The sequence below is a fragment of the Allorhizocola rhizosphaerae genome (assembly GCF_003426775.1).
In the GTDB taxonomy this organism is placed as follows: Bacteria; Actinomycetota; Actinomycetes; order Mycobacteriales; family Micromonosporaceae; genus Allorhizocola; species Allorhizocola rhizosphaerae.
This window is the reverse complement of the sequence record NZ_QJUG01000102.1, coordinates 23,188-29,195: the sequence shown is the minus strand read 5'-3', so window position 1 is coordinate 29,195 and position 6,008 is coordinate 23,188. Positions and strand designations below refer to the sequence as shown.

Sequence of the window (6,008 nt, the reverse complement as noted above, 5' to 3'; positions counted from 1 at the left end):
TCGCCCGCGAACAGGGCCGTGGCCAGCGCGGCCCGCGTCTCGGCGTGGTCGCGGGTGAGCCGGGCCAGGAGCGCCGGCGCCTGCGGGCCGCGCAGATCGGCGTCGGCCGCCTCCGCCCACTCGGTGACCCAGCGAAGGTGGCGTGCCACGGCACGCCGCGAATCCACTTCGGACAGTGTGCCCGCCGCGAACGCCCGCACCATCACCAGCATCCGGTACCGCCTGGGCGTCGTCGCGTGCTCGACCTGGAGCAGAGACTTGCGCACCAGCCCGGACAGCGCCGGCAGGACCGGCTCCGCACCACCGGCCACCATGGACACCGCGTCGAGGTCGAACCCGCCCGCGAACGCGCTCAACCGCCCGAACAGCTCCCGCTCGGCAGGCGAGAGCAGGTCGTAACTCCACGCGATCGTGTCCGCCAGGTCGTGCGCCGTAGCCACACCGAACCGGTCGTCGATGCTGCCCGCGATCTGGTCCAGCGACAGCACGCGCAGCTGGGCGGCGGCCAGCTCGATGGCCAACGGGATGCCGTCAAGGTCGGCGCAGATGCGCTCGATGAGCGGACGGTCGGCGGGCTCCGGTTGCCAGTGCGGCTGCACGGCGGCGGCGCGGCGCGTGAACAGCTCGGCCCCGTCGTCGCCCATCGGGCCGAGCTCGAACACGGCCTCGCCGGTGATGCCCAGCGATTCCCGGCTCGTGGCAAGCACCCGCACCTCGCCGCATCCGGATAGGACAGTGAGGCACATTTCTCGTACCGCATCAACAAGATGCTCGCAATTGTCCAAAAGCAACAGTAGCTTGCGGGAGCCGAGCACCGCCGCCAATCGTTGCGGCGTCGCCACGCCGGGCAGGCCCAGCGCCTCGGCCACGGTGGCGGCGACCAGGTCCGGCTGGCGCAGTCCGGCCAGGTCCACAAACCACGGTCCGTCCGGCGAGCGCAGCGATTGGCAAACCTCAAGCGCCAGACGGGTTTTTCCCACCCCGCCCGGCCCGGTCACGGTGACCAGGCGGGCCCGGGTCAGCAGCGAGGACACGTCTCGCAGCTGCGCCACGCGACCCACGAAATCGGTGACGGGAAAGGGAAGGTTGGACTGCGGTCCCTTTGCCGGCTGCGCGAGGAACTCCAGGGCCGGGTCCTGGCGCAGGATCGCCGTCTCCATGCGGCGCAGCGACGGGCCCACGTCGAGCCCGAACTCGTCGGCGAGCAGCGCGGTGGCACGGCGAATCGCCGACAGCGCATCGGTTTGCAGGCCGCAGCGATAGAGCGCGAGGGCGAGCAGCTCCCATCCGCGTTCGGCCATCGGGTGCCGATCGGTGTATGCGGTCAGCTCGCCCACGAGTTCGGCGTGCCTGCCCAGGGCGAGACCCGCCTCGTACAGGTCCTGCAGCGCGGTCTCGCGCAGCAGTTCCAGCCGGCGCACCTCCGACGCGACGAACCCCGCGTCGGGAAAGTCCGCGAACGCCGGACCACGCCACGTGCCCAGCGCCTCGCGCAACAGTTCGTCGGCGCGCACCGGGCCGCCGTCGCGCAGCGCCTTGGCGCCGTCGGCTGCCAGGCGGGCGAACACGGTGCTGTCAAGCGCGTCCGGCGGGAGGCGCAGCGCGTACCCACTGCCCTCGGTGACCAGCACGGTGGCGGCCTGCCGTGCCTTGCGCCCGGGTTCGAGCGCCCGGCGCAGCTCGGCAATGTACGCGTGCACGGTGGTCAGCGACGGCGGTTCCTCACCGTCCCACACGTCTTCCACGATGCGCGACATGGACACCGATCGCGGGCTCGCCAGCAGGACACTGGCCAGCACGGCCCGTTGACGCGGGCCGCCCAGCGCGACCTCGACGCCGTTGACCTGGGCCGCCATCCTGCCCAGCACCGACACTGTGACCTCGTGCATCCGCCCAACCTAGGCACCCCCGCGCCGCGCGCACTACCCACCTGATTGGAGAGTCAGCAACTCGACAGCACGGGGGCGCTTCTGTCTCAGGTTGCGGTGATCGTCAGGTTGTTGGTGACGAAGTCGCGCCCGCCGGACGAGGACGTGATCTCGTAGCCGAACTGCACGTTGCCGATGGTCACGTCGCCGAACCAGCCGCGGCTGCGCAGCCAGTTGCACACGGCCTTGATGTCGACCGTGCCCGACGACGTGTTGCTCGTGCGCACGAACGAGAAGACCGTGATGCCGCTGTGGCCGCCCCGGTAGACGTTCCAGCTGTGCCCGCCGACCGTGGCGGACGTCTGGTAGCTGCCGATCGGGCCGACCGCGCCGTACTTGTTCATCCAGAGCATGATCTCGTACCGGTTGTCGCTCGACCACACGTCATACGTCGTGGTGAACGCGACCCCGCTGGTAGGCACGCTGACGTTGAAGCTGCTGCTCAGCGTGCCGAGGGCACTGACCCGCTTGCCGGACCACCTGGTGGAGTTGGGGTAGGACTTGATCCCGCCTGTGTTGGGATGGTTGGCCCACACGCCCCAGTTGGTGGCGGAGTTGGCCCACATGCACTGCGGGCCGCGGCCGGAACCCCAGATGTTGTTGTAGAGCGTGTAACCGCTGTTGGTCCAGTTGCCCCACTGGTCACACGTGGACCAAACGGCGGCCTGGGCCGGGGCGGCGACCAGCCCGGACAGGACGATGGCGAGCGCTGCGGTGGCGGCGAGCAGGCTCCTTCGGACGATTCGTTTCATGACAGACTCCCGATTCATATGGGGGACGACATCGACATCTGTCGTGATCGACTTGTACGTATGTTAGTTGGACGTCCAAACTAATGCAAGCGCTCTCACCCCCTTCGTCACGTCGATCATGAACTTAGGACCATGTTCGGCGGGGCGTCGCGACACCAACTTCATGATCGACAGGCGAAGGGCTGGCAGGGAGGGGTTCGGGGACGGAAGGAGCCGGGACGGAGCGGTCCGGGGCAGAGGGGTCCAGGGTGGAAGGAGCTGACGCGCAGGAGTCCGGGGCGGAAGGGGCCGATACGGAGGGTCGTGGAGGCGGAAGAGCCGCGGAAGCCGAAGGGCCGGGGCGGAAGCATCAGGGAGGGCGGCGCGCGGCTCGGTCAGCGGTGCCGTCGGCGTTGGCCGGTCGGCCAACGGGGTCTTGGTCGAGCTGCCCCCGAACTCTTTGTCAACGGTCCCACCGTGAGCATCGCCGCGCTCGTACACAATAGACTGTCCAATATGGATCTGCTTCGCGCCAGGATTGGGCGTTGACGGGTATGGGTACTTTGGGTACATGACCATCAATGGCATCGTCAGCGCTCTCCTCGTTGGAATCTTGGTTGGCACGCTGGGCCGCCTGATCCTGCCCGGCCGGCAGAGCATCGGCGCCATCGCCACCGTCGCGGTCGGCATCGGCTCGGCACTGCTGGGCACGTGGGTCGCCCGGTATTTCGGGGTGGAGGACAAGGCTCCGGCGAGCTTCAACTGGGAAGCGGCCGGCTGGCACTTCACCTGGAGCTGGGCCGAGTTCGGCGTTCAGGTCCTGGTCGCGGTTGTCGGCATCGCCATTGCCGCGGCCCTGACCAACACCATGATCTCCGATGAGGGCCGCGAACGGGCACGCGAACGGCGCATGCGCAACAAGACCTGATCCCGGTTTGCGGGGCCCGCATAGGATACGGGCAGATTTCGATGGTCCGATCTGTCCGGGGAGATCCATGTCGCGCCTCGCCTCCGGCATCCTGTTGCCGGCTTGAGCTTCGTGCTGCTGATGCTCGGCGTGACCGCCTGACAGGAGGCCGACCGCTGGGCGGACGTTCGTGCGCGGCAGCCGGAGGAGGCGACCACCGCAGCCGACCCACGAGCGTACGAAGTTCGCCGAATACGCTGGATCCAGGCCGGAGCAGGCCGCGGATGCGACCCTCGTGCCGTTGCCTCGATCTGAAAGCGTTTTGAAAGCGCGCACGTCTAGGCTGCGACCCATGCGTCGGCTTGCCACTGCAGTCACCTCCATCATCGTCTCCCTCATCGTCCCCGTCAGCGTTCTCACCCCCGTTCCCGCAACGGCAACGGCAACGGCTAATGACACCGCGGAGCGGACACCCGGCGGCTGGTATGCGCAGCTGCCCACGAGCATGCAGGTGTGCAGTGGCAACGGATGGCAAGGCGGCCCGGTGACCGCGCCGCCCGGAGCCATCACCGTGCCGGCCGGCGACAACACGGGCTTCCCGTTCGGTCAGGCGAATCAGACGTTCTGGTTCGCCCCGGGCGAGCACACGCTCGGCACCGGAGAGTTCAGCCAGATCACACCCGGCAGCGGCAGCACCTATCTCGGCGCGCCCGGTGCGGTGGTTGACGGCAAAAACACCAACCGCTACGCCTTCACCGGCACGGCAAGCAACGTGCGCATCGCCTTCCTTGAGGTCCGCAATTTCGGCCGCGGACTGGACAACAACAACGAGGGCGTCATCAACCACGACTCGGGCACCGGCTGGACGATGGAACACCTTTACGCGCACCACAACGACGGCGCGGCGGTCTTCCTCGGCAGCGGCAACACCATCCGCCACAGCTGCCTGAAAGACAATGGGCAGTACGGCATCAGCATGTACAAGGACCAGATCGAGGGTGGCTCCGCGATCACCAACATCGTGCTGCACAACAACGAAATCGTTGGCAACAACCAGGACGACTGGGAGAGCCTGATCGAGGGCTGCGGGTGCACCGGCGGGGTCAAGTTCTGGGACGTCAAAGGCGCCGTGGTGACGCAAAACTACGTGCACGACAATCTCAGCGTCGGGCTGTGGGCCGACACGAACGACATCGACTTCCTGTTCGACAGCAACTGGATCGAACACAACGACAGCATCGGCATCTGGTACGAAGTCAGCTACAACGCGACCGTCAGCCGCAACGTGTTCAAGCGCAATGCCTGGGTCAGCGGCAACGAAAACCTGGGCTCGCCCGCACCGGCCATTTACCTCTCGGAGTCAGGCGGAGACGCGAGATTGCCGCACAGCACCAGCGGCAGCCCCAACCTGAACATCCACAACAACCTGTTCGAGGACAACTTCTCCGGCGTGTCCATCTACGAAAACGCCAACCGCTTCTGCAACTCCAACGGCAACACGAGCAAGACCTACTGCACGCCGTTTGTGAGCCCGACAATCATCGCGCCGCCCTACGACTTCGACTACCTTGACCCGATCAGCGCCACGCACCCGTGTTACACGTCGATTGCCAGTGAGCCGTATCGCACCGACTGCCGCTGGCATTCCAAGGACATCAAGGTGTACGAGAACGAGTTCCGGTTCAGCGAGGCGAACGTGCCGTGTGCTGGCGACTTTTGCGGTGCCCAGGCGCTCATCGCCACCGGGGCCGACAACCTGCCGTGGATGCCCTACACCGTGGCGGAAGTCCAGGACGACGTGATGTTCAACAACGGCAACGTGTTCCACGACAACGCGTACTTCGGCAATTGGAAGTTCGCCACGCGATGGGGCGACACCGTGTTGTGGAATGCCTGGCGGGCGGCTCCCTACCACCAAGACGCGGGAAGCACATTCGACGGCCAGACCGGCCCGGCGCCGTCGAGCAACCTGCTCGACGCCGACACGGCCACCCTCGAAGGCTCGATCGGTCAATGGCACGCTTGGTACAACTGCACGATCGAGCGATCAGCATCCGCGGCGCACGCCGGCGCATGGGGACTTCAGGTCAACGCGACCGGCGGAAGCTGGGGCGTCGAGCTGGCCAACTGGCCCGGCTTCGACGCGGGCCCGGGTGCCAAGCGGCTCAGTCTCTGGGCGAGGACAGGCTCCGGCACGATCCCGACCGCCACCCTGCGCGTGCGCTGGTTCGACACCAACCAACAGGTCATCCAGACCGACGACGTGCCCCTGACGGGCCTGACCACAAGTTGGCAGGAAGTCATCGTCAACCTCACCGCGCCCGCCGCGACAGCCACGGTCTCCGTCGAGCTCGTCGGCACCGCCCAAACCGGCAGCTCCCTGCACCTAGACGACGTCGTCCTGGCCGACCAGCCCGGCGGCCAAGCTCTATCCTGGTGATC

General features: G+C 67.1%; 4 protein-coding genes. 2 read left to right on the top strand and 2 right to left on the bottom strand.

From position 1 onward, the window contains the following. On the bottom strand, window positions 1-1,889 hold a 1,889-nt coding region (locus tag DM816_RS22235), incomplete at its 3' end, for an AfsR/SARP family transcriptional regulator (RefSeq protein WP_162907707.1). Between the two features lie 86 nt (window positions 1,890-1,975). Further along, the gene (locus tag DM816_RS22230; protein WP_211588804.1) at window positions 1,976-2,680 is read right to left on the bottom strand and encodes a glycoside hydrolase family 12 protein; all 705 of its coding nucleotides are present in this window, start codon (window positions 2,678-2,680) and stop codon (window positions 1,976-1,978) included. A 550-nt stretch (window positions 2,681-3,230) separates the two neighbouring features. Here DM816_RS22230 and DM816_RS22225 point away from each other — a divergent pair. Then, window positions 3,231-3,587 (top strand): GlsB/YeaQ/YmgE family stress response membrane protein, encoded by a 357-nt coding sequence (locus DM816_RS22225; protein ID WP_211588803.1) that lies wholly within the window; start codon window positions 3,231-3,233, stop codon window positions 3,585-3,587. Window positions 3,588-3,918: 331 nt separating this feature from the next. Beyond that, complete coding sequence (locus tag DM816_RS22220) at window positions 3,919-6,006, top strand: right-handed parallel beta-helix repeat-containing protein (protein WP_117212269.1); 2,088 nt, start codon at window positions 3,919-3,921, stop codon at window positions 6,004-6,006. Window positions 6,007-6,008 lie beyond the last annotated feature (2 nt).

Excerpts from the sequence above, each read along its gene's own strand:
- DM816_RS22225 (WP_211588803.1), top strand. The coding sequence starts at position 3,231 with ATGACCATCAATGGCATCGTCAGCGCTCTCCTCGTTGGAATCTTGGTT.
- DM816_RS22230 (WP_211588804.1), bottom strand. The coding sequence starts at position 2,680 with ATGAAACGAATCGTCCGAAGGAGCCTGCTCGCCGCCACCGCAGCGCTC.
- DM816_RS22220 (WP_117212269.1), top strand. The coding sequence starts at position 3,919 with ATGCGTCGGCTTGCCACTGCAGTCACCTCCATCATCGTCTCCCTCATC.